Source organism: Trichocoleus sp. DQ-A1, assembly GCF_039961955.1.
GTDB lineage: Bacteria > Cyanobacteriota > Cyanobacteriia > Cyanobacteriales > FACHB-T130 > FACHB-T130.
Genome location: NZ_JAMPKE010000026.1, coordinates 16,714 through 41,320, shown reverse-complemented (window position 1 = coordinate 41,320; position 24,607 = coordinate 16,714). Strand labels below are relative to the sequence as shown.

Sequence of the window (24,607 nt, the reverse complement as noted above, 5' to 3'; positions counted from 1 at the left end):
CCAGCGCCTCCCTTGAGCGTACCAGGTTGAACGCGGGTGGGGCTAGAGCTGTCTCATCTACATAGACAACTCTATTTTTGCGGAAGATGGGGCCAAATGAGCGCGATCGCTAACCGGAGTGACTCCCCCACCATTGAAAAACGCACCGTTTCATCCGCCGTCTTCTCCCACTGCAACAACTGCTTTTGGAACGTCTGGTCTTGCTTTGCTCGCTTTACCAGCGCCTGACTAATCATTGTCTTTTGGATTTCTTCGGTCGAGATCCCCTCGTTCTTCAGGAAATTCAACAACCGCTGCACGCTTTCGACCAACTGCTCTGGCGCTTGGGAGAGGATAATCAGTTGGATCTGTTTCACCACCTCTTGATAAATCCGCAGCCGATAATCGGGTGGAGGCGACGGAAGTAACGGTGGCGGTGGCGGTGGCGGTACCTTCAGCGTTACAGGTGGATTTTCTGGGCGAACCTTGATTTCCAGCAGATCCAAGATCGCTTGTCGCTTAGACTCCACCAACTGGAGCATCTCCGGGTAGATCTGCAAAACTCGTTGAGACAGAGTTTTCGCATTCACAAAATGACTCGACGCCAGTTTTAACAGATACTGCTCCTCCTGGGGTTGGTAAGACTTAATACTGAGTTGCAAGTCAGGAGAATCGAGTTGCACCTGAGCCAAAGTAAACACCAGCGCTTCCCAATTCGGAGCTTCTTTCAAAAAAACTTCTATGGTAGTGGCACCCTCCGCACCCTCCGCGTCCCCGGTGCTATCGTCCTTGCCAAATTCCCCCGGCTCAAAATCCCGACCGATTGGAAAGCGCTCAGTCGGTTTTTTAGTCGCGTAATTAAACCGGGTAAAAACATAACGGCACTCCACCTTAGAAAGATCGACATCCTCAAGATGCCAGTTGCTGATGCAACAGCCGGTCAGTTGCGCTTGGTCGAGATTGGTGCGAATCAGATGACTTTCTAGAAGATAGGCGTCGCCCAAATTTGCCTCGGACATCGTGCAGTCGCCCAGGTATGCCCCGCTCAAATCAGCTTTCCGCAGATCCGCCCCGCGTAAATTTGCCTCGCTCAAGTCGGCACGTAACAAATACACATCCTGCAAGATCGCTCGCAGTAAATAAGCTTTTCGCAAACTGGCTTTGAGTAAATACGCTCCCGTTAAATTTACCCGACTCAAGTCAGCACTATTGAGAATCGCCTCGCTCAAATCGGCACCGATGAGAATTGACCGATGCAAGTCTGCCTCAGTCAAATTTGCCGCCCGCAAGTAGGCGGAACTGAGGTCGGCTTCCGTCAAGTTGGTGCCGACTAAAATTGCATCTCGTAAATTCGCAGCTTCTAGATGCGCTTCCCGAAGATTTGCACTGCTGAGGTTTGCGCCAACCAAGCTAGCGCGACGGAGATTTGCCTCCATCAACTCGGCTTCGATTAACTGAGTGCCGTTGAGTTTGGCATTTTCGAGATTGATTTGATCCAGCTTCGCCCTACGCAAGTCAGCACCGCTCAAGTCGGCTTCTTGAAGCACCGCCCAGTTGAGGTCGGCGTCTTGGAGAGTGGCTAAACGCAAGTCCACTTTCACCATCCGAGCGCGACTCAAAATTGCCTGGTTAAGATTGGCACCTGTGAGGTTGACACTCCGCATATCGGCTTGGCGCAGACAAGCACCAATCAGCTTGGATTGGTTCAGAGAAGCCCAACTGAGGTTGGCACCGCTCAAGTTCGCTCCGGTTAAGTTTATATCGCGGAGATTGACCCCGCCGAGGCTGGCTCCACTGAGGTCTACATAGGAAAAATCGCGTTCTCCTTGTCGGTACCGATCGAGGAAGTTATGTATTTGCACACCCTTGAAGGATAAAAATTATTAAATTTTAAAAATAAAAAATTTAAAAGGCAAAATTTTTAGGGATTTCCTTCTTTATTTTGCCTTTTAAATGAGTAAAACTTGGCTCTTTTATGGTACCCAGCGCGGATGAAATCCAGCGAAAGGCAGCGCCTCTGGTTGGATCTGGGCTTGGGGTTGTGCAGCTTCTGGCTGGCTCAGGGGAAGCAGCCAAAGGCGACTGGTCGCGATCGCTTGTCCTTCACTGGTTCTCAAACTGTCTGCCGCGGTTGCCGTCTCGTTGGTCACAACTTGGTCGAACAGCAGCGCTAACCCATCCGGTGCCAGACTCATCTGAATATCCCGCTGGGTGGGCAGGAGCAACAGCGGCTCGATCGCCTTTGCATCCAGAATTCCTTTCTCTGTCTGGAGGTCAATTTCCGCAATGTAAGGCTGTTCTTGGTACTCTTCGCCTGGCAGTAACTGAGTCAGCAGGCAGTAGAGCGTTTCCTTATAAGGAGCAAACTGACAGTTGAGTATTGAGCCATTTGTTCGCAGCAGTTCTTTCTGTGCGCCTTGGTTGGTGACTAAAAAGAGCGATCGCGTGTAATCTGTATTAAATTTCACCATCGCTGCTGCCGAGCCATCTCTGGCAAAATCCAGCGCCATCCCAAACTTGGGCAGAAAATCTAGCGGTTTGGCTCCTGGTGTCAGCGGCAGAATCGCGATGCCCTCTCCCTGAGCGCTTGCCACCGAGGCACTATCCGGCGCAATCAAAAAATCCCCGCCCGGTTGGTTATTCAGCGGTTGCGGCGGTGCATTCGGTCGGACTACCCACAAGCCAAATTCGGCTGGATTTTGGCTGTTCACCCGCTGAACAACAATCGTTTGCCCATCCGCCGCTAAGTCAAATTTGAGATTCTGGTAGTTTTTATTATCTAAAACCAGATTCATTCTGCCTGGGGGATCGAGATCCTTTTCAGATTTTCCTTTGGTTTTGTAATGGAGTCCGGTACTGACGGTGTACAGTTGTTGCGCCAATACACCGGGTTGGTTATTCGTCGCGTCGGTGGCAGAAAACAAAACCTTGTCACCATCTGGATACACCTTAAAGTCCATCACTACGAGGTCTTTAGGCGTCAGAACGGTTTTTTTGTTTTGGGTGAGGTTGTAGAGGATTAACTGTCCCTGTTCTTCTTTCTCAACGCCCAGGTAGATAAAAGCGCGATCGCGGGTGCGAAACTGACTCGTAAACGGCTGAATTGCCCTTCCTGTTTTTCCTTGAGTCCCCAAGCGCTCTCGCGCCCCCTGTAATTCCACTTTATAGTCAGTGTCATAGGATGCTGGGGAAGTGAGGGTATAAGACATCTTCCGCCCCGCCCAACTGAATTTACCCCCCAAAGGTGGAGCGATTCGCAGATTTGCTTCCACGCTGCTGTGTTCCATCGGGCGGCTAAAGGTGAGGATAAAGGAAGTATCCTCAACACCTATTTTTTCTCCCTGCCAGTTGAAATCCCGCACGCGAGGCCCGGTGACTAAAAAACAGTTCGTGCCGCAGGCATCGCCACCCCACACGACTAGCCCAATCACCACGCTTAGCACCAGCATTAGCGCTAGCGCTAGACGGTCAACAGGTTGCCCCCATTTTCGATTTTCGATTTTTGATTTTCGATTTATCACTGCCTTCGTCCTCGCCAATCTAAAATCTAAAATCGTCTAATAATCATACGGGTTCTTCGGTGCTTCTATTTTTTTGAGGGAGTTTGCCTTGATGGTGAGTTGGCGTTTGTTTTCTAGAGTTTCAGTGATCATCTCACCTTCAACTTCTAACCAAGTATCAGGGGCATAAGCTGTCCGGTTTTCAGTGAGTTTCACTGGCAGTCCCACGGGATAAGCATCTGCGGCACAGCAGGTAATCACAAATTGCGAAATTAACAGATATTGCTCAGAGAGTTTTGGTGGATGGACAACAAATCCCTTTACTTTAACTTTTTGACCCGTGTAGGTATCGGGTTCTGGATTGAAGTTGAGCGTCCGCACCCAGTCCATGAGCGATCGCTCTTCCGGTCTTGTTGAAGAGCGAAATGATTGGGGTTGCACTCGTGTCAAGGTCAAAGAATCGGTAATTCCCCGATCGAGCGCTGTGCTTGAGTTAAAGGCGCGGGGGGCAACCAATAAACCAGCGATTGCCGTCAACAGTAACAATACACTGCTCCAACCAGGAGGAAATAGGGTGATGTGCTGAAGAACTGCCACCGACCGCTTTTCCTTCCGGTTATTTAATATTTTCCCAATCAGTTGCATGGCGCTCAATGCCGCCATAATTAACAAGCAGATGGCAGTGACAACAACATATTTAAAGTAATCTTTGTGAATCAGCAGGTATAACTGACCCGTGAACCAATATTTCAGGAGCAAGGCTCCCCAAGCCGTTAGTGCTAGGACATCCAAGCCGGGAATTATAAATTTTTGAGAAATAATTTTTGGTTGATTGGTCATTGGTAAGGGTACGAATCGCTAATTTAAGACGGGTTGATTGTGAATCGTTCTAGGAATCTGTTTTCCCTGAGCCAATTGCAACTCACCACTCATCTTAGAAAAAGTACGTATACAGGAGAGTCATTATAAAAGTCAGCTGAGCTGCAAGACCAAATAGGTAAAACACAGCTCTGGGTTTGAAAATGGATAACATCAAACCGATGCCTTTGAGGTCAATCATGGGGCCAAATACCAGAAAGGCTAACAAGGAGCCGCTGGTAAATGTTGTGGCAAAGGAAAGGGCAAAAAAGGAATCGACCGTTGAACAAATGGACACGAGAGCCGCTAATCCCATCATCGCAAGGATGGAGGTGATTGGTCCCTGACCCAAGCTGAGGATCAGTTCGCGGGGAGCGAGTACCTGAATCGCCGCTGCGATCGCGCTTCCCAAAATTAACACGCCTCCCAATTCCCGCAGCTCTTGCACTGTATTATCAAGGAACATCCGCAGCTTGAAAGGCAGGGGTTTTGACGTAATCGATTGACCCATCATCCCACCGCCGGAGACGCCAACGGCGCTCATTATCGGTTGCGGTTGTCCCAGCCAAAACGTGCCGGATTTTAACAAGGTGGGAGTATCGTCTTCCCGTGCCCCTTGAGTTTGCATCTGAGGTATGGCGCAAGCGATCGCGGGTTGCAGTAACGGCTTCAGATTAGATTGAACGCTGAAAACCGAGGCAATAATTGTCGCGATCGATAAAGAAAATACCACCCGCAACACGACAATTTCTGGCTGATCTCGAAACGCTACCCAGGTTGACCAGATGACGATCGGATTAATGGTCGGTGCCGCGAGCAAAAACCCAACTGCCACAGGTGCAGGCACTCCCTGCATCAGCAACCGTCGCGCCACGGGCACGTTGCCGCACTCACACACCGGAAACAAAAAGCCCGCACAACTGCCTACAAATGCCCCCAAAATGGGGTTTTTCGGCATGGCAGAAATCAGCTTGCCCTCATCAATCCACAACAGGAGCAAACCGGAGAGCAATACCCCCAGTAGTAAGAAAGGCATTGCCTCTACCAGCAAACTCAAAAACAAGGTGAAAGCGTTGTGCAGTTGATTCATGCTTTGGATCGTGAGAAGCCTTTTTTAGCTTTATGAGGTTGCCAAGACATTTTAGCGGTTATTACTACTCATCACTAGGGCTGATGAATGTGCTAGTGGACGAACCCGATTACCAAAAGTTGCTCGCTTTCTCCCTTATCTATCGGTTGCTTTACCGTAAATTTACGGAGTTTACCGAACCTTTGTAGTTTGTAACACGGACGATTGCTAGTGAAAATGCTATCCTAAGCTTGAAGTATACTCAAGCTTCCATTGCTGCGTTTTCATGCAGCGGGGTACCCTGTGCTGAACGCATTTTTATCACTTCCTTTGTCATCCAATCGAAGCCAGCAAGACTTGTGTTTAGAGTCCACGCTGCGATCGCTATCGCTTCACGATTGTCAGATTGAATATCATCAACTTGGTTGGGAAGTAACTCAGACTCTTAAAGCCAATCCGCTACTCCCAGGCGTCATCTTGATGAAGCAGGGTCAATTCGCTGGGATGATTTCGCGGCGGCGATTTTTGGAATACATGAGCCGTCCCTACGGATTGGAACTCTTTTCCAAACGTCCCATTGAATGTTTATATCGTTCTGCCGAAACGGAAACTTTGATTCTGAACGGCGATACGTTAATTGTGGCGGCGGCGCGTCACTCATTGCAACGAGCGGCTGAGTTACTTTATGAACCGATTGTGGTGGAGGTCGCGCCGCAAGTCTATCGATTATTAGATGTACATGAATTACTGATTGCTCAGTCGCAAATTCACGAATTGGCGACTGAATTACTGACTCGACTCTATACTCATCTGGAAACAGCAAACCAAAAATTGCTGCGTCTTGCCACTTCTGATGGTTTGACTGGGGTTGCTAACCGACACTGTTTTGATGACTATCTCGATTCCTGTTGGCACCAGATGCAGGCGAGTAATTCAGCATTATCGCTGATCTTGTGCGATGTTGATTTCTTCAAAAAGTACAACGATACCTACGGTCATCAAGCGGGTGATGACACTTTGCGACAGGTAGCGGGTGCCATCCAGCAAGCGGTGCAGCGACCGGAAGATTTAGTGGCACGCTATGGGGGCGAAGAATTTGCCGTGATTTTGCCGCACACATCGCTAGAGGGTGCCCTTCAGGTCGCAGAACGCATCAGATTGACTGTGAAAGCCTTGAAGATAGCCCATGTTTGCTCAGAAGTAAGCGAGTGCATCACCCTGAGTTTAGGCGTTGCCACGATCTTTCCTAGCTCAAATTTTTTACCTGCAATGCTGATTGCAGCGGCGGACGAAAAGCTTTATCAAGCAAAACAGACTGGGCGAGATCGGTCTCAAGGTCATTTGCTTCGCATTCCGCGCGATCGCTCATCCGTTTTTGAGCCATCTGCAACTTCTTGAATACAAATTATTCCGCTTTAGATAAATATATAGAGTTGTTTTAGTTTAGTAAAAAGTGTAAATTATTGTATTTTTATAACAATTAAAAAACCTCTTGAGCCGTCATTTTTTAACCAAAGGTTAATCAAATCTTTAAATCATATTTAAAGTTAAACTAAGGTTTTAGCTGTAAAATTTATAACTTAAATCAGTAGAATGTGGGGATAAAGTAAATTTTGCATCTCCCTATACAGCGAATAAGAACTGATTGAGGTAATTTATGATGGCTTGGCAAGAATCTCCGCCGGAATTATCAGTTCTTCCTCTGTCCCAGATAAAGAACCTCAATTTAGAGTCAACCCTTCAAGAGCTTCCGCTATACGATTTTCAGATAGAAGCCTCTGGTCTGGGGCAGGAAGTTAACAAAGAATTTGAAGGAAATGCGCTGCTACCAGGGGTCATTTTAACGATAGAAAGTCAGTTTGCGGGAATGATTTCGCGGCGACGATTTTTAGAACAAATGAGCCGTCCTTATGGACTAGAATTATTTTTAAAACGACCCTTACAATCTTTATATCAATTCGCCAGTACCCATGTTTTGAAACTTTCTGGCAATACGTTAATTGTAGCGGCGGCAAAGCAGTCTTTGCAACGACCTCCTGAGCTACTCTATGAACCGATTGTGGTAGAGTTAGCGCCAGGAATTTACCGATTACTAGATGTACATCAATTATTGGTGGCACAGTCAAAAATTCATGAACTCACAACCGAGTTGCTCAACGAGCAAACCAAAGCTCAGATGCTGCAAACCGAAAAAATGGCGAGTTTGGGACGGACGGTTGCTGAGGTTGCCCATGAGATTAGAAACCCCATTAACTGCATTAATGGGAATTTTGGTTTTGTAGAAACTTATTACAAAAATTTAATCGGTTTATTGGCAGCTTATGAAAAAGCTGAAACTTTGAATACAATCGAAGAATTGAAAGAGGAAATTGAATATGATTTTCTTCTAGAAGATTTGCCTAAGTTGATAGGAAGTATGAAGCTGAGTGCGGAACGATTAACAAAAATCGTTGGCAGTCTGCGAAACTTTTCTCATATGGATGAAACCAAGAGACAGCCTGCTGACTTACACGAATGTATTGAAAGTACCTTATTAATTTTAAATAATCCCATCAAGCAGGGGATTCAATTAATTAAAAAATATGGCGATTTACCACTGGTGAATTGCTACTCAGGTCAACTGAGTCAGGTATTTATGAATATCATTAGTAATGCGATTGATGCACTCAAAGATCGAGTCACTGACGGGTCGGATTGGCAACCCCAGATAGAGATTACGACGGAAGTTTTAGAAATCCAAGATTCTGAATGGGTCGTAATCCGGATTGCGGATAATGGGCCGGGAATTCCACCAGAAATTCAGGATCGGATTTTTGAGACGTTCTTTACTACAAAGCCGGTGGGCAAGGGAACGGGATTGGGATTGGCAATTAGTTATCAAATTGTTACTGAGAAACACGGGGGTCATTTATCGGTGCGATCGCGTAGTGTATGTCCAGAGGATTGCTCGCCTTTGGCGTATCCTCCTCCTAGCACCGCCTCCCATAATGGTTCCGTAGTTGAAGCGTTGTCGGTGCCCGTAGCTTCCGCCGTAGGAATAGGAATCGCAGATTCGTATCCCCGGCAAGACAGAATCTATAGTGCGGCTAGCGGATGCGAGGCACCAGCAGCGGCACAGTTGCTAGCTAATTCCAGGGAGATAGAAGATTCACAACCAAGGATGGGCACAGAATTCGAGATCCGATTGCCACTCGGTTAAGGCGCTTGTTCACAATTTTTCTGGAAAATAGTAGCAGAAATTAACCTCAAGGGCAGGTGGAAAACTGCTGAAAATGGTAGTCTATGGTCATAGCTGATTCCAGCTTCACTGCTGCATTTGTGGGCGTTGTGTGTCGGTACCAAACGGATTTATATCACTTCCGTCCTTGTCCCAAGGGAGCGATCGCGACCTCTCTATAGAGTCAACTCTTGGGGAATTGCCGCTGTACAACTTTCTGGTGAAACCCATCTGTCTGGGTGTGGATATTGCCCGGATTTTTGAGAAGCATCCTCTACTGCCAGGAGCCATCTTAGTCGAACAGGGTCAGTTTGCCGGGATGATTTCGCGGCGGCGGCTTTTGGAGTACCTGATCCGTCCTCATCGACTAGAGCTGTTTTTGCACAAACCGCTGCACATCCTCTACAAGTACGCCCACTCTGAGGTTTTAATCCTTCCCGATAGTACGCCGATTTTGACAGCAACCCAGCAGGCGCTGCGGCGATCGCCTGAATTTTTGGCAGAACCTGTCGTAGTGCAAGTGGGAGAATCTGATTATCGGCTGTTAGATGTTCAGGATTTGAATGTTGTTTCTTGGCAAATCCGGGGAATCGAAGCTCAGGTGCGATATGAACGCACCCAAGCTCAGATGATTCAAAGTGAGAAAATGGCAAGCTTAGGGCGCTTAGTAGATGGAGTTGCTCACGAAATTTTAGACCCGGTTGGCTTTATTTGGGGGAACTTAACGTATGTCTCAACTTATACTGAAAACTTGATAGAATTGCTGTCTGCTTATGAGACACATCTGCCGCAGATTCCTGAAGAAATTACGGCTCTGAAAGAAGACATAGAATTTGATTTTGTACAACAGGACTTACCCCGCTCAATTGCCAGCATCCGAGCCGGAGCAGAACGATTGAAAAAGCTCGTGATGAGTCTGCAAAACTTCTGCCATATTGATGATGTTTATCCTAAGCCTGCCGATTTACACGCTTGTTTAGATAGTATTGTTTTGCTTTTAAAAAGTCGTGTAAACAACGAAATTGAAATTATCAGAAATTATGGTCATTTGCCGCCGGTACAATGCTACGCGGGTCAATTGAATCAGGTTTTCATGAATATCCTGACGAATGCGATTGATGCATTGATTAATCAAGCAGTCGTTCAGCAGTTTACTCAAGATTTTCAAGGAACATCGCCCCCGAATATTCAAGAGAAACCTCGGATCGAAATCACGACTGAGGTTTGTTCGCACAAGGCAAGTCAGACAGGAGTTTCTGATTCGCGCTGGGTTTCCATTCGCATTGCCGATAATGGCCCTGGGATGTCTCCGGAAGTACAGCAGCAAATTCTTGAGTCTTTTTCTGTAGAGAAACGCTCTGCTAAAGAGACGAGTTTATCGGTAAGTTATCAGATTGTGACGGCGAAGCACGGTGGAAAATTAAGAATGCGATCGCGTAGTGTATGCCGTTTGGGCGACTCGCTTAGTGTATGTCCTGAGGATTACTCGCGCAGTGGATGCCCAGAGAGCGGATCTCCTCAGGGGTATGCCACTCCTAGCAATTCCAGCGGAGAACCTAAACCAGGCATTGGCACCGAATTTGAGATTTTGTTGCCTTTGGTTTAATTAAAAATTAACAAGCCGCTGTATTTTTAATTGGGCAACTTTCAGGACTCTAAGGCTCTACTTTTACAGGAGTTCCGATGTTGACCTGTGCATACAAAGCCAAAATATCCTGATTACGCATCCGGACGCAGCCGTGAGAAACTGCCTGTCCCACCAGTTTTTCCTGGGGGGTGCCATGAAACCCGATAAAATTGCGTCCGTCTGTCCAAAAAGCGATCCACCTGGCTCCTAAAGGATTATCTGCGCCTGGAGGGACGACCTTTCCATTCCAAGGATGCTGCCAAGCTGGATTGCGTAGCATTTGCGTCACCTTAAACGTGCCTGTAGGCGTCTCCCAACCCTTTTTACCGACCGCGATCGGATAACTTGCTTTCACCTGATTGTCGCGATAGACATAGACGCGGCGATCGCTTAATTTAATCACCAAATGAGTATCGGGCGTGGTACTCGCTGGGGAGAGTTCCTCCAAAGGCAGATAGAGAGAGGGTGCCCCCAGAGGAGGCAATTGTGGTTCCGAAACAGGCAATTCGATCGTTGCCTCTCTGGTAGTTGCCAAAGCTTGTGTTGGAACTGAGGCAGCCGTCTGCTGCCGAACGCCCAGCAATAGAACGGCTGTACTGAAGCACAGCAGCTTGAAGCTTCCAGATGGTAATTTACCTCCCAGCATTCCTGTCCTCTCTTTTCCCTGGTCAACGACTCTTATGGAACTTATTATCAGAGATCAAAACTGTAAATCACACTGAGCTGACTGACTTGTTTAAAATTGGATTTTCCTAGTTTTGTCAAGTCTCACAAAGTCAGATTTTATTCCCAGCTCTACTCCTAAGGGCTTATATAGTCCGGTAGATTGAATCTTCAGTAGAGCTAGATAGGATTTGGGCAATAATCCAGGCATTTTCATCCGTTGCTAAGTACAACTGTTGCCGATAGTCAAGTTTATTACCCAAATATTTTAAAAGTGAGGGTGTAATGCGTTTACAAAAAACCAAAGTATTGACAGGTACGATGCTAACACTGTTACTCTCAGCAGTATCGGTGTTTCCAGCGATCGCTCGCCCAGTAGAAGGTGAATCCAGGCAGCTCATTAGCCAAACAAACACCGACACACCTACTGCCAATCCAACCAACACCAACACAACTACTCCTAACTCAACCGACACGAATCAAGTAGTTAGAGGCACCGTCAGCAGCGTTAGAGGCAATGTAGTCACGCTAAGACTGCCAGACGGTACAACCAGAAGTATGATGCTCTCACCAGAGGATCTAACTCGGTTGAACCTCATGCCAGGAATGGAGATTAGCGCCACATTGGATGACCAGAATATGGCTAGCAATGTGAGTATGGTTGAAGCAGCCGATGCGACAGATACTACTCGCCTCAACAGAACCCGTCGAGTGGAAGAGACAACGATTCAGCGAAGAACGGTGCAGACAACACCGTCTCCTGGTCCGACAACAACCACTGGAGAGACCACAAGCACTCCAGATACAGCTCAAACCGAACCGCAGACGACTGAGGCAGCGCCAGTGCCAGCGCTTTGGTAATGACTTCACCAGCATTCTTGAGCAATTAACAAAGAATCGTTAATGTAACCATGCCGTCCCCAAAAGGACGGCATGGTTATTTTGGGAAATAATTTTCCGAGATAGATTCCGAGATAGATGCTTGGTTGCGATCGCGCTGGGATTCTGAAAAAATTCAAGCTTCCTGATTCATTTCTAGCAATCCAGGCGGCGGCGTAATTTCAATTCGTCGATTCTCCAGGTCTACCACAGGCGCGATCGCTTTCACAAAAGGAATCAAAATGGTAGACAGCTTCGGTGGTTTGGGTCTAAGAACTTTCCGTTTTTTACTGGTTCGATTGACTTCCCCTTTCTGGGGTGTTTCCGGCTCATCCTCTGGCGCTACAGCTACAGGTTGCTGGTGCAACTGCACTTCCAGTAAATCGTTGCCAGCCGGAATTACATTCACCACCACGCCCAAGTTTTCTCCCGATTCTTGAAGAAAAACTTCCAAACCAATTAAGTCTAGAACGTGGTATTCATCTTCTTCCAAGATCGGGCGATCGGAAGCTTTCACCATTAACTTGGTTCCCGCTAGCGCCTCCGCTCGATCCCGATTTTCTACCTCAGCAAGCTGTACAACGTATAGATTTTTACCATCTATATACCGCCCTTTCACCAATTTCACTGGCTGCGGTTCTGTCTCGCCCGGTCGCAACATCCAACGCTCTCCCGGTTCCTCAAAGCGTTCTGGGAATTGGGATTCCGGATACACCCGCAACTCCCCTTTCATCCCTTGAGCGGCAACAATTGTGCCAATTTCTAACCACTGGTCATTGGTCATCAGCTTTCTGTATTCCGTATTCCGTATTCTTTTTCATGCCCTACCGTGTACGCACAAATCTTCTTGTACTTGCCAGTCCGGTTTTGATCCCCCTAACCCCCGATAAATTGGGGGAGCAATCAACGTTTTGCCACTTAATCAAAGATATGTGTACACGGTAGTGAATGCTTTGATAACTGGAAGGGGCGGCGACACAGAGACTTCTAAAAGTTCGCGCTTTTCTGACTTAGTTCGCATCGCCGCGAATTCTGTCCGGCAGAGCTTTCTAACATTTAACAACTGAATATACTTGCTCTACCACCTTCGCTAAGCGCTGTATCCCGATTTCAATCTCCTGGTCTGTAGCAGTCAGGCTAATACGAATGCATTGTTGCTTGTGCGCCCATTCTTCGCGCAATCCGGGGAAGAAAGAGCTACCTGGTACGACAATGACACCGACTTGCTTTAACTGCTGGTACAGTTCCCAGTCTGTAATGGGTAAATCTTGGAACCACAGCCATGCAAAGATTGCTCCTTCGCCGCGATGCAGGAACCAAGGCAAATCTTTGGGCATTGCCTGTTCGATACTGCTTTCCACAACATCAAACTTTTTCTGGTAGTAGGGGCGAATCACTGTGGTAGCGATTTCTGCTAGCGTTCCCGTTTCAATTGCACGGGCTGCGATCGCTTGCCCATACCGAGATGAATGGATACACATATTTGTCTGGAAACACTCCAGCGCCTGAATCCACTTTTCATCCCCAATTGCAATCCCAATCCGTTCTCCGGGTAGCCCCGCTTTCGATAAGCTCATGCAGTGCAGGATGTTCTCTCCAAATACCGGCGTCATCTCGGTAAAATTTAACGCCGGGAACGGAGGTGCATACGCAGAATCGATCAAGACTGGGACATCATAAGGCGCAGCCAAATCGGCAATTTTTTTCACCTCGTCATCCGTGAGGACGTTGCCGGTTGGGTTACAAGGACGCGAGAATAACACGCAGCCCGTATCTTCTGTAATCTTCAGTTTGCTGAAGTCCGGACGATATTTGAAACTGTGGGCAGCGGCATCAATGTCTAAAGCTGGCTTATAGGCAAATAAGGCTTCTGGGGTTAAAGTCAGACCCCCATACCCCGTGTAATCTGGACTCAGCGGCAGGATAATTTGCTTTAATTTACCGCTTGTGGTGTAGCCCCCAAAGGCATTTGCGGCAAAGAAATAAAGCGTTTGACTGCCGGGGGTGATCAAAATATTGCGATGAGTCAGATTTAGTCCGTAGCGGCGATTGAAATCCTTTTCTACCGCTTCGATTAATGGCTCATAGCCTTGAGAGTCACCATAGCGACAAACTACATTCCCGTAATTTGAGCTAGCGAGCAATTCTTCGGTGTAATCCCGCCATAACTGCTCTACTTCTGGCAAAATCACTGGATTCCCAGGACTTAAATTAATATATTCCTGTCCAATACCTGCTTGCAGAGTTTCCTTAATATCCTTCATAATTGCCCGCACCCCAGTGAGGTGGGACATACAATCGCCAAATTGAGTCAGGGCAGGATTCATAAGCTAAAGCGACTTTGAAAATTGAGAGTTTAACAACCGGGGTGCCGAGTCAGTTGAGGCTTTTTCCCCCTTAGTTAATTTAATGAATCGTTGGTACTCTAACCAATTTAACTGTAATTTTCATGACTAATTGGCACAACTACAGCCAGTCTGGGGTTGAGAAAGTCGCAAAACCGGCTGTTTAGATTAGGCACGGTTTGGGCGTTGTCTGATAAAACTTAACAAAACCATAATCTTCCTTAGATTACTTGACTAATTTTTGGGGGAAAAATGTAAAGAGTGTAAAAAAACACAGTTTATATAGGAAATCCTGTAAAGCTATAAATCGGGCTGGATAGCAGGATGTTTTTAGGCTCTTAGCGCCTCTACTTTTTTTAGCTAAAAGCCAAACAACCGGTAGAAGATAACACGCTCCCTATCCAGACGAACGTCAAGAGCAAGCCTGTCAAGTGTAGTGCAACGGAATTTATGACAACAATTGAAACGCTGCGTGCGAAGCTACCGTTTCCTCTCAAGCGATTGGCAGACCTGGCATATAACTATTGGTGGAGTTGGACGAGCGATCGCACTTCTCTATTTCAGAACATTAATCCTGATGAATGGCACCGCTGCGGACATAACGCTGTCGCCATCTTAGAATCAGCTTCTTTAGTGCGCCTCACCCAGCTCGCTCAAGACCCCGCTTATATCAAACGGGTGAATGCACTTGTCGAGCAATTTGACAAGTACATGAACGAAAAAAATGCTTGGGCGTCGCGCGTCGCGCCGCAAATTTCCCCACAGCGACCCGTCGCCTATTTTTGTGCGGAATTTGGCATCCACGAATCGCTCCCTATCTACTCCGGCGGTTTGGGAATTTTAGCCGGAGATCACCTGAAGTCCGCCTCTGATTTAGGCGTGCCGATGGTCGCGGTAGGGCTTTGTTATCGCCAAGGTTATTTCCGTCAACGGTTGAATAGTGGCGGTTGGCAGGAAGAAAACTACGTTAACAATCCCTTTGACCAGATGCCCCTGGAGTTGCTCAAAAACCAGCAAGGGGAACCCATCACGATTGAGATGGAAATCCGGCAACGGATAGTTAAAGCCCAAATTTGGCTGGCGCGAGTCGGTCGCGTCAATCTTTACCTACTAGATACCGACCGACACGACAACGATCCAATTGACCGCTGGTTGACAGGGCACCTGTACGGCGGCAACCAAGAAACCCGCATCGCCCAGGAAGTCGTGCTGGGAATTGGCGGCGTTCGGGCGCTGGCAGCACTGGGGATCGATCCATCGGTTTGTCATCTGAACGAAGGTCACGCGGCATTCTGCACCCTAGAGATTGCGCGACAAGAAATTCAGCGTACTAGCAAGTCTTTCTATGACATTGAGGGATTGGTGCGCGATCGCTGCGTTTTCACCACCCACACCCCCGTTCCCGCAGGTCACGATGTCTTCTCCTCAGACCTGATGGATTCCTACTTCGCCCACTACTGGCCTACATTGGGTCTGTCGCGCGAGCAATTCCTCGCCTTAGGGGCACGCCGCCTGGGCGACCCTTGGGAACCCTTCGGCATGACCGTCTTAGCTTTGCGGATGTGTCGCACTGCTAACGGCGTCAGCGACCTGCACGGTCAGGTTTCCCGCAAGATGTGGAACATTCTCTATCCCGACCGTAGTGAAGAGAAAGTGCCCATTGGTCACATTACCAATGGCGTCCATGCGCGTACCTGGACAGCACCCCTGATGGGCGACCTCTATTCCCAGTACCTGGGTGAAGATTGGTCAACCCGCATGGCTGACAAACAGATGTGGGCAAAGGTGGACGGAATTCCCGATGAGGAAATCTGGTGGCGGCACCAAGTTCTCAAAGAGTGCCTGATTGCTCATACCCGTTCTAAAGTGAAATTGGCACGGATTAGTCGCGGTGAAGAGCAATTCCGCATTGATGCCGCCGACAAGCTGCTAGACCCCAACGTGCTGACGATCGGATTTGCACGACGCTTCAGCCCTTACAAGCGGGGTGATTTGCTGCTGCGGGAAGCCGAACGCGCCTTGAGGATATTTGGGAATTCCCAACGACCCGTGCAGATTGTCTTTGCCGGTAAAGCGCACCCTCATGACGAAGAAGGCAAGCGGATTATCCAGCGGTTGATGGAGTGGTGCAAGCACCCAGACATTCTCAACCGAGTTGCCTTAGTTGAAGATTACGACATCTACACGGGTCAACATTTGGTGCAAGGTGTTGATGTTTGGTTGAACAACCCGCGTCGTCCTTTAGAAGCCTCCGGTACGAGTGGGCAAAAAGTCTGCTTCAACGGCGGCATTAATTGCAGTGTGCTCGATGGCTGGTGGTGCGAAGGCTATCAAGAAGGACAAGATGGCAAGGGAAGCAATGGCTGGGCAATTGGGGAAGATGCCCACACCAGCGACCAGGAGTTGCAAGACCGGATTGATTCGGAATCTCTCTACCACCTACTAGAAGAGGAAATCGTTCCTCTCTACTATGACCAAGATGAGAAGGGAGTTTCTCATCGCTGGATTCAAATGATGAAGGCGTCGATTAAGACAAATTCGCCGCTATTCAACACCGACCGGATGATTGCGGACTATGTGACTCAGGTGTACGCGCCGGGAACTTCAGTCGGTACTGAACCAATTCTGGCAAGCGCGCTGGCGTAGCAAATTTGTAGGGGCAAACGGCACGCCCCTACATTAGGTATGAATTGACTCGATTTTGAGCTAAAAGTAGGGTGGGCGCTGCCCACCTGCTTTTTTTTGAACTGCAAAGGACGCAAAGGAACAGAGAACAGATGAATCGGGTTTGGCAAGCTGATTTTTATCGGCGTCCTCTCAAAGATGAAAAAGGGCAGGTGTTGTGGGAGTTGTTGCTTTGCGACGCCACACGCAGCTTTAGTTATGACGCTTTTTGTCCTCAATCTGAAGCGAATGCTAGCTGGCTGGTTTCTCAGTTGCAGCAAGCAGCGGGTGGAAATCTGCCGCATCTCATCCAAGTGTTTCGTCCCCAGTCCTTGAGTTTGATTCAGGCAGCGGCGCAACAACTGGGTATTCAGGTGGAAGCGACTCGACGCACTGGAGCGCTGAAGGAATATTTGCAACAGAAGGCGCAACAATACCCCAAACTCGATAACTATACCTACACTGGCGAACTCTCATCTCTGGACAAACCGCCGCCAGTCCCATTGCCAGAAAACCTTTGGGGAGAACAATGGCGATTTGCCACGCTTCCGGCGGTTGCTGTGGTGGAAGCTTTTGCAGAACGCCCGATTCCGATTCTGGAGATGCCAGAATTTCTTTTGCCGATCAATCTGGGTTTAGCGTCTACGGTGCCCGTTCCTGGTGTGGTAATTTACGGTGGGCGGCAATCAATGCGTTTGGCGCGTTGGCTACAAGAAGCCCGTCCCGTGTCTCTTAATTACATTGCGGGTGCGCCGGATGGGTTGGTATTAGAGGCTGGGTTGGTTGACCGCTGGATTGTTGCTACTTTTGAGGATAAAGAAGTTACGGCAGCAGCTCAAGCTTATCAACAGCGCCAGCAGCAGAGTCGGGGATTGCACTTTTTGCTGGTGCAACCGGATGAGTCGGGGATGACTTTTAGCGGCTTTTGGTTGTTACGAGGAGAGGATTGAGGTTCTTTCTCTACCAAAAGATAGATTAAAAGCAGATCGATGCGATTTGATGCGATCGCCATCAGTAAGCTCAAACCACGTTGAAGAAGGCTAGTGGTAGAAATTCATCGCATTTTATCCCAATTAAGCAGTGTCGCAATCCTGCTAACGAGTGATTAAATCCTATGTTCTCTATCACAAGTTATATGTGGCATCAATCAATGTCTACCACAGAATCTTAGTGAGATAATAAAGGGGTGAGGAAGAAAACGGAACAACCTTTTTGATAAAAGGGAGTATTATGAAACTCAAGCTATTCGCGACCCTAACATTACTCGCTCCACTATTTTTAACTATGCCAGTGAAAGCGGAGAATCCGCTACACGTAAAACAGCTATTGTCAACGAGGGAATGTGTTCGCTGCGATTTATCAGGAGCCGATCTCAGCGGCGCACATTTGATTGGTGCTGACTTGAGAGAAGCCAATTTGCAAGGCGCTAACCTGACGAATGCGAACCTCGAAGGTGCCGATCTGACGAAGGCAAACTTGACAGCAGCTAATTTAACATCAGCTTTTGTAACGAATGCCAATTTTCAGGAAGCCAATCTCAACGCCGTAAATTTTACGAACGCTAAAATTTATGACGCTAATGTGTATGGGGCATCAATGGATGACCTGACTCTTACCGATGCTGAAATATTTAACACCGGAATTGGTATTGGTGGGGAAGATGCCGATATTCCTCGTTGGGACTAGATGGCGCTAATTAGCACTTAGGATTTTACGGAGAATTGGGGAAGTCTAATAGATTTAAAACGAGCGGCTTCCCTATTTTCGCCATCAATTAAATTTATCTTTTGAGTATCTATTAATATCAGTATTTGAGTACCCAACCCTTGAGAGGTTTAACCACCTCCGGTGTCGCTCCAGGTTGTGATGTTACTCTTTGAGAGATTTAAACCCAGTTACCTTGTCTTCGCACCGCCTGGACACGAGCGCTTCTATTGAGTTTAGCGATCGCTTGTGATTTAGTGCTGGAACTTTTTTGGATATTGAGATTATTAGCGTTAATAAATGAACAGACGCCTTGGTTTTGTGCAAAGGCTCAAGCTTATATGAACAGCGCCAGCAGCAGGGTCAGGATTGCATTTTTTACTTGTGTAACCTGATTGATGGTGGGATGACTTAGAGCGGCTTTTGGCTGTTTTGAGGGGAAGATGGAAACTCCGAAGCCTTCCAAGACTAAGATTTCAAGCAACTTTAAAGAGTTTCTGCAATCTCTGGTTAGAGTTTTGGTTCGCCGATGGCTCATCTCATCAGTGCGATCGCAAAATCCATAAAAAACTAATTCTCTCACAAAAAAGTAGTGTGCATCACACTCTGGATAGATGTGCAAACTGTATATTAGTGCAGGGTTAGTTCTAAATTTAGGTGCATCAGTGATTGATATTCTGCGCGGTCATCGAGTGTTAGTAACCGGAGCTTCCGGTTTTATGGGTTCTTGGTTGACTGAGTGCTTATTAGAGCAGGGCGCGACGGTGACGACGATACTGGCTGACTGGAACCCAGACAGTCATTTTGTGCGTAGTGGAATCGTTCATCGTGTCAACAATGTTGTTGGGTCAATCGAGGATTACGATTTACTTGAAAAGGTGATTGGCGATCGCGGCATTGATACGGTGTTTCACTTAGCAGCAGTGTCGGTAGAAGGTTTGGCGTTTGAGAAACCTCGATTGGCATTTGAGATAAACATTCGTGGCACATACAACATATTGGAAGCCTGTCGCGTCCGTTCGGATTTGGTGCGGCGGGTAATCGTGGCATCAAGTGATAAAGCCTACGGTGATAGTCCCGTCTTACCCTATACAGAAGATATGCCAACGCTGGGCAGACATCCTTACGATGTCTCTAAAAGCTGCGCTGACCTAATTGCTCGAAGCTACTATCACAGCTACGGGTTGCCTGTGGCTGTAGGGCGATTTGGTAATATCTACGGTGGTGGAGATTTAAACTGGAGCCGACTAATCCCAAATACGATCCGAAGGCTACTGAGCAATGAAAGTCCTCTCATTCGTATGCCCGATAAAGGTAATTTTATGCGGGACTTTTTATATGTCAAAGATGCAGCCCATGCCTATATTGCAATGTTTGAAGGGCTAGCTCGTCCAGAAGTTCATGGAGAGGCTTTCAACTTCGCAATGGGTGGTAGTTGGACGGTGCTAGAAGTCGTGCAAAAGCTCCAGCAACTGATGAATTGCGAACACATAGAGCCGGTAATTATGAATCAAAGCCACGGGGAAATTTGGCACCAGCAGGTATCGGCAGAAAAGGCGCAAAAAATGCTTGGGTGGAGTCCCCGATATTCTTTTGATAAAGGACTAGCTGAAACAATTGAGTGGTATCTGGAGTATTTATCACCTTCAATGGTGGGCAATATTCCATCTTCAGTAGTATTAAGTGTCTAGTTGATCGGAAGTATTTTTACCCTACCTTCTGACCAGACTTCTAAGTCTGGTCAGAAACTTCCTTGGAGAAAAATGTTTAAACGTCTCGACCAAAATTTAATAGATACAGTTGCTCAACAGGCATCCAGTAGCGATCGCTTACGACAAAGTTACAACTTCCACGCTTTAGATGAAAAAGTTCAGCGATCGCTTATTTGTCTGCAACCAGGGACTTATGTGCGTCCCCATCGCCATAAACGGGAAATCGGTCACAATGGATTCGAGCTGTGCCTGATTTTGCAGGGAGCCGTAGGAATGCTTCTATTTAACGATCAAGGCGCAATTATTCACCAAGAACAGATTAGTGCCGATGGAACAACTTCTGGTATTGAATTCCTCGAAGGAACTTATCATACACTGATCGCTTTAGTACCAAATACTGTAATTTTTGAAGTTAAAGAAGGGCCTTACGATTCCACTACTGATAAAGAATTTCTTTCATGTTTCCCTCTGGAAGGAACGATAGCGGCTGAGAAACTGGTGCAAACCTGGCATAGTTACTTTGTTAGCCCAATATAATTCGCTCCATGCCACGCCTATCTTGTGATGGTTTGGGATTTAATAGGACTACAGTGCTATTTGTCCTTTATAACTCTCTGTTTTGAGCGATCGCTATTGTTTAAGCATGGATTCTTGGCTTTTGTTGATTAATTGATTGTTTGGAAAAGCTTTTTGCCCTTCTCTAGCCATCGAACTCACGTTAAGTTAGTATCTGGGTAATCTGTAGTTTTTTGTGGATAAAGGCGAATTCATGCTTCAAGACATTACTACTGAGATTGCTTATTTCGACTCACTTCCATATTTAGCCACAGTCTTAGGCGTTACTAGCATAGCGGGAATAATTGGGTGGCGCTGGTGGAAACAAAATAATACTTACAAATCGCTGCGATCGCTCCCTTCACCTCCTCAACACTGGCTGTTAGGAAATCTTCCTCAACTATTAGCAGCAGTGAAACAGAAGAAATTATTCCAGCAAATGTTTGATTGGAGTCAAGAGCTAGGCCCGATTTATGTTATATGGAAGGTCAATCAGCCTGCTGTTATTTTAAGTAAAGCAAAAGTTATCGAAGATACCATTGTCAATGGGATGAAAGATGGTAGCTTAATCAGGTCGGAGCAATTACGCAAAGCTTGGAACGATGTCAGTGGTCCGATTCTATTAGGAGAAACTGGGGCTGAGTGGCAGTGGCGACGCAAAGCTTGGAATCCCGAATTCAGTTCTACCAGCCTCACGAAATATGCAGAAATTATTAGCGAGGCTTGCGAGCAAGTAATTGCTACATTGAAGGAAGTACCGCCATCAAAAGAAGTTCAGGTAGATCCTCTGTTTGTAGAACTTACAATGAGAGTGATTTCTTGTCTCGTGCTGGGAATTCCAGTTGATAGAAAGAGCGCTACTCCTGAAGGACCGCCCCTGGAAGTTTCCAAGGTGTACGAAGCGATGTCTGTTGTAGGCTATCGGTTCCTACGACAAGCTACTGGCGAGAAGATATGGATGAAATATTTGCCCTCTAAAAATTCACAAGATTATTGGGCAGCAAGGCGATATTTAGAGGAATTCTTAACTCCCCGTGTAGACTTAGCTTTACGGTTTAGAGAACAAAACAAGACCGATTTACCACAGGTAAGTTCTTGGTTCTCCGAATCAATGTTAGTCAAAATCGCTGCCAAAGAACCAAAATACAATCGCGACACATTAATAGCAGAATGTGTTGAACTCTTAATCGCTGGTACTGATACAACAGCTCATACTTTATCCTTTGCAGTAGGAGAGTTGAGCTTCAATCAAAGGGTTTTTCAGCAAGCACGAGACATCGTTGACCAAGTTTGGCAAAGCAAAGGCTTGATAAATACCGAAAGCCTCAAGGAATTGGCTTATATTAGCGCAATTATTAAGGAGACCTTGCGCCTTTATTCAGTAGCCTCAGGCTCGACTTCATTGGAGGCTCAACGCGACACCCTCATTGAGGGTAAAGCGATTCCTCGCGGTACAAGAATAGCTTGGTCAATGCTTGCTGCGGGAAGAGATCCAGAAGTCTATGCTAATCCAGAGGAATTTCTGCCAGAACGTTGGTTAGAGAAGAGCAAGGAAAATAGTTCGCTGCCAATGATAGACTTTGGCTCAGGACCTCATCGTTGCTTGGGGGAGCATTTATCAATGCTGGAAGGAACGATGATGCTAGCATTATTGCTCCGCAACTTCGACTGGGAGTTAGTCAAGGGTCGTTCTTCTCTAGAACAATTACAGCAAAACCTGTTAATTTATCCGTCTGATAAAATGCCAGTGCGCTTTAAATTGAGAAATTCCCTTCCACAATAAAAAACCTATCTTCAAGGTTTGAATTAAACTATTTACAGTAGCTCGAAAAGTTTTGCCAACGCTAAAGAATAGTAGCGTATAGGATAGTGCTAAAAAATTAATGATGCATTAATTTTTTAGCACTACCAAGTATTAGCTTAATTCAATAGAACAGCGAATTAAGTGGTATTTTTTATGTCCGCCATCGATCGAATTGATCTTCAGAGCATCCATTGATGTAAGTATTGAGTACCCAACCTTTCAGAGGTTTAACCACCTCCGGAGTCACTCCGGGTTGTGAGGTTACTCTTCCAGAGATTTGAACCCAGTTACCCTGTTTTCGCACTGCCCGAACTGTATCGCCTCTATTGAGTTTAGCTACTACATTGGATTGAGTATTGGGTAGACTACGGATATTGACGTTATTTCCATTAATAAATGAACATACGCCTTGGTTTTGTGCAGGTCTCGATTGAGCCTGTAAAATTGGTGTAGCTGCATTTGCCTTTGTTTGGGCGATTAGCTGCAAGCCAGTGGTATAGAAACATAGCAGTGCGATCGCTGTCAGAGAGTTTCTCGAATTGCTCATCTTTATGGATTAAGTGCATCTGCACTGATGTAAATTCAGTCTCACCTTAACTGACTTACTTCCAAATAATATATTTTTTGATATTTATTTAAATTGTTAAAAGGCTATCAATCCCTCAAGCTTGCTACTTTAAGCGAGCTGACATAAATAAAGTTAAAAGTCAACTCTTCTTAATTAATCCACTACTTTTAGCAATCCCTGCTTCAGTGCATCAAACACGCGATTAATTAGCAGGTGTTCTGCTTCACTTAGGGTTTCCTGCGATAGGAATGTTGACATCAATAGACGTTGATCGGTACGAGAAATTTGGCGAAAGACAAAGATTCGCTCAACAATTTGTTGAACGGAGATTGTGGGTAAACTAGCTGAAGCTGGCATAGTTCTCTAGCAACTTTATGTAATACTGCTGCGAATCCCGCAGAACGAGATTCTGAGGACATATAAAAATATTGTAATATTTCTTTACAATCCTGCGCGATCGCCATCTTCAAGAGAATGTAACAATTCCTTCATGATTTGGTGATTCTCATCATTGACAAATCAGATTGGCTATCCAAACACTCCCTAATTTCCCGTAAAATAGCTTGGCGTTGTAGCAAGAAGGCAAAAAAATGACTCAGGCTCGGATTGGGATTATCGGTGGCAGCGGTCTCTACAAGATGGAGGCGCTCAAAGATGTAGAAGAGATGCAAATCTCCACGCCTTTTGGCTTCCCCTCTGATGCTTTGATATTGGGAACTTTGGAAGGAACGCGAGTGGCTTTTCTGGCACGTCACGGTCGCAATCACACGCTGTTGCCTTCTGAGTTGCCGTTTCGAGCCAACATCTACGCCATGAAGCAGCTAGGCGTCGAGTACCTAATCTCTGCATCGGCGGTAGGTTCTCTCAAAGAAGAAGCGAAACCTTTAGATATGGTAGTGCCGGATCAATTTATTGACCGCACCAAGAATCGAGTTTCTACCTTTTTTGGGGAAGGGATTGTGGCTCATATTGGGTTTGCCGATCCCGTGTGCAATCAATTGGCTGGAGTTGTGGCAGATGCGATCGCATCTTTAAACTTACCCGATGTCACGCTCCATCGCGGTGGTACTTATGTTTGTATGGAAGGACCCGCATTTTCTACAAAAGCTGAATCGCATCTTTACCGCAGTTGGGGTGCCACAATCATTGGCATGACTAATTTACCAGAGGCGAAGTTAGCCAGAGAAGCAGAAATTGCGTATGCAACCTTAGCATTAGTAACCGATTACGATTGTTGGCACCCCGATCACGACAGCGTAACGGTAGAAATGGTCATTGCCAATCTGCAACGCAATGCAACCAATGCTCAAAAAGTAATTCAAGAAACTGTTCGGCGTTTGAGTGAAAATCCGCCAGTTTCTGATGCTCACTCGGCTTTAAAATATGCAATCCTCACGCGACTAGAGAACGTTCCGGCAGCAACGAAGGAGAAAATGGAGTTGCTGTTGAAGAAGTATTTGTAG

The 24,607-nt window shown here is 46.7% G+C and carries 20 protein-coding genes; 11 read left to right on the top strand and 9 right to left on the bottom strand.

The annotated features are described in order from the left end of the window. Window positions 1–71 precede the first annotated feature (71 nt). The 4 genes from NDI33_RS20450 to NDI33_RS20435 all read right to left on the bottom strand — a co-directional run bounded on the left by NDI33_RS20450 (window position 72) and on the right by NDI33_RS20435 (window position 5,427). The gene (locus NDI33_RS20450) at window positions 72–1,841 is read right to left on the bottom strand and encodes a pentapeptide repeat-containing protein (RefSeq protein WP_190432378.1); all 1,770 of its coding nucleotides are present in this window, start codon (window positions 1,839–1,841) and stop codon (window positions 72–74) included. A 111-nt stretch (window positions 1,842–1,952) separates the two neighbouring features. Then, a complete protein-coding gene (locus tag NDI33_RS20445; protein WP_242029002.1) occupies window positions 1,953–3,428 on the bottom strand; it encodes a hypothetical protein in 1,476 nt (491 codons plus the stop codon). Between the two features lie 108 nt (window positions 3,429–3,536). Continuing rightward, a complete protein-coding gene (locus tag NDI33_RS20440; RefSeq protein ID WP_190411676.1) occupies window positions 3,537–4,319 on the bottom strand; it encodes a TIGR03943 family protein in 783 nt (260 codons plus the stop codon). 94 nt (window positions 4,320–4,413) lie between these two features. After that, window positions 4,414–5,427, bottom strand: coding sequence for a permease (locus NDI33_RS20435; RefSeq protein WP_190411675.1), 1,014 nt, complete (start codon window positions 5,425–5,427; stop codon window positions 4,414–4,416). Between the two features lie 282 nt (window positions 5,428–5,709). On the opposite strand from NDI33_RS20435, the gene NDI33_RS20430 reads away from it, so the two are divergent. The 3 genes from NDI33_RS20430 to NDI33_RS20420 all read left to right on the top strand — a co-directional run bounded on the left by NDI33_RS20430 (window position 5,710) and on the right by NDI33_RS20420 (window position 10,229). Beyond that, window positions 5,710–6,804 (top strand): diguanylate cyclase, encoded by a 1,095-nt coding sequence (locus tag NDI33_RS20430; RefSeq protein WP_190679300.1) that lies wholly within the window; start codon window positions 5,710–5,712, stop codon window positions 6,802–6,804. 259 nt (window positions 6,805–7,063) lie between these two features. Continuing rightward, window positions 7,064–8,605, top strand: coding sequence for an ATP-binding protein (locus tag NDI33_RS20425; protein WP_190525548.1), 1,542 nt, complete (start codon window positions 7,064–7,066; stop codon window positions 8,603–8,605). 130 nt (window positions 8,606–8,735) lie between these two features. Continuing rightward, entirely contained in the window at window positions 8,736–10,229 is a 1,494-nt protein-coding gene (locus NDI33_RS20420; RefSeq protein WP_190679293.1) for an ATP-binding protein, read from the top strand. A 49-nt stretch (window positions 10,230–10,278) separates the two neighbouring features. Here NDI33_RS20420 and NDI33_RS20415 read toward each other — a convergent pair whose 3' ends face one another. Beyond that, a complete protein-coding gene (locus tag NDI33_RS20415; protein WP_190679291.1) occupies window positions 10,279–10,896 on the bottom strand; it encodes a L,D-transpeptidase family protein in 618 nt (205 codons plus the stop codon). A 302-nt stretch (window positions 10,897–11,198) separates the two neighbouring features. Between NDI33_RS20415 and NDI33_RS20410 the strand changes: the two genes are divergently transcribed. Next, window positions 11,199–11,774 (top strand): hypothetical protein, encoded by a 576-nt coding sequence (locus tag NDI33_RS20410; RefSeq protein ID WP_190679289.1) that lies wholly within the window; start codon window positions 11,199–11,201, stop codon window positions 11,772–11,774. A gap of 154 nt (window positions 11,775–11,928) precedes the next feature. Here NDI33_RS20410 and rimM read toward each other — a convergent pair whose 3' ends face one another. After that, window positions 11,929–12,576, bottom strand: coding sequence for a ribosome maturation factor RimM (gene rimM, locus NDI33_RS20405; protein ID WP_190679287.1), 648 nt, complete (start codon window positions 12,574–12,576; stop codon window positions 11,929–11,931). A 265-nt stretch (window positions 12,577–12,841) separates the two neighbouring features. Continuing rightward, window positions 12,842–14,119 carry a valine--pyruvate transaminase gene (locus NDI33_RS20400; protein WP_190679285.1) on the bottom strand — a complete coding sequence of 426 codons (1,278 nt, stop codon included), beginning with the start codon at window positions 14,117–14,119 and terminating at the stop codon, window positions 12,842–12,844. Between the two features lie 468 nt (window positions 14,120–14,587). On the opposite strand from NDI33_RS20400, the gene glgP reads away from it, so the two are divergent. From glgP to NDI33_RS20370, 6 genes are all read left to right on the top strand, one after another. Further along, entirely contained in the window at window positions 14,588–16,783 is a 2,196-nt protein-coding gene (gene glgP, locus NDI33_RS20395; protein WP_190679284.1) for an alpha-glucan family phosphorylase, read from the top strand. Window positions 16,784–16,914: 131 nt separating this feature from the next. Beyond that, complete coding sequence (locus NDI33_RS20390) at window positions 16,915–17,751, top strand: Tab2/Atab2 family RNA-binding protein (RefSeq protein WP_190679282.1); 837 nt, start codon at window positions 16,915–16,917, stop codon at window positions 17,749–17,751. A 280-nt stretch (window positions 17,752–18,031) separates the two neighbouring features. Then, window positions 18,032–18,487 carry a pentapeptide repeat-containing protein gene (locus NDI33_RS20385; RefSeq protein WP_190679280.1) on the top strand — a complete coding sequence of 152 codons (456 nt, stop codon included), beginning with the start codon at window positions 18,032–18,034 and terminating at the stop codon, window positions 18,485–18,487. 632 nt (window positions 18,488–19,119) lie between these two features. Then, window positions 19,120–20,196, top strand: a complete 1,077-nt coding sequence (locus tag NDI33_RS20380; RefSeq protein ID WP_190679278.1) for a GDP-mannose 4,6-dehydratase — start codon at window positions 19,120–19,122, stop codon at window positions 20,194–20,196. Window positions 20,197–20,268: 72 nt separating this feature from the next. After that, on the top strand, window positions 20,269–20,754 hold the full coding sequence (locus NDI33_RS20375) for a WbuC family cupin fold metalloprotein (protein WP_190430345.1): 486 nt from the start codon (window positions 20,269–20,271) through the stop codon (window positions 20,752–20,754). A 232-nt stretch (window positions 20,755–20,986) separates the two neighbouring features. Next, on the top strand, window positions 20,987–22,555 hold the full coding sequence (locus NDI33_RS20370) for a cytochrome P450 (protein ID WP_190679276.1): 1,569 nt from the start codon (window positions 20,987–20,989) through the stop codon (window positions 22,553–22,555). A gap of 172 nt (window positions 22,556–22,727) precedes the next feature. Here NDI33_RS20370 and NDI33_RS20365 read toward each other — a convergent pair whose 3' ends face one another. Then, the gene (locus tag NDI33_RS20365; RefSeq protein WP_190679269.1) at window positions 22,728–23,123 is read right to left on the bottom strand and encodes an SH3 domain-containing protein; all 396 of its coding nucleotides are present in this window, start codon (window positions 23,121–23,123) and stop codon (window positions 22,728–22,730) included. A 174-nt stretch (window positions 23,124–23,297) separates the two neighbouring features. Continuing rightward, entirely contained in the window at window positions 23,298–23,501 is a 204-nt protein-coding gene (locus NDI33_RS20360) for a hypothetical protein (protein WP_190430461.1), read from the bottom strand. A 233-nt stretch (window positions 23,502–23,734) separates the two neighbouring features. Between NDI33_RS20360 and NDI33_RS20355 the strand changes: the two genes are divergently transcribed. Then, window positions 23,735–24,607: an S-methyl-5'-thioadenosine phosphorylase gene (locus NDI33_RS20355; RefSeq protein WP_190411657.1), complete on the top strand. Its 873-nt coding sequence runs from the start codon at window positions 23,735–23,737 to the stop codon at window positions 24,605–24,607.